The organism is Salmonella sp. SAL4457, assembly GCF_046548235.1.
Taxonomy (GTDB): Bacteria; Pseudomonadota; Gammaproteobacteria; order Enterobacterales; family Enterobacteriaceae; genus Salmonella; species Salmonella enterica.
Map to the genome: position 1 here is coordinate 1 of NZ_JBGDZO010000856.1, position 256 is coordinate 256.

The window sequence follows — 256 nt, forward strand, 5'->3', positions numbered from 1 at the left end:
TAGTCTGACCATCCTTGCGAAAGGTTCATAACGTAGCCACAGGTACACGTGTACTTCGGCATAATCAGCCTCCTCCAGCAGGTCGATCAAATCGGACCAATGATCCGTCTGGTGTCTGGAAAAATATAGTTTTTATACTCTGCGCGTTAGTCTTCCCCCACATACGAGCAGCAATGGACGACATGTCAGTGCTTGGCAAGTCCGCCTGCACCAAGACTCCGCCGGCTTGATTCGACTTCTTCTCTATCGCTCGAAC

1 protein-coding gene is annotated in these 256 nt (G+C 50.4%); it reads right to left on the reverse strand.

What is annotated here, in order from left to right; all coding sequences use genetic code 11:
- Positions 1–64: 64 nt before the first annotated feature.
- On the reverse strand, positions 65–256 hold a 192-nt coding region (locus tag ACLJNW_RS26615; protein ID WP_410961569.1), incomplete at its 5' end, for a hypothetical protein.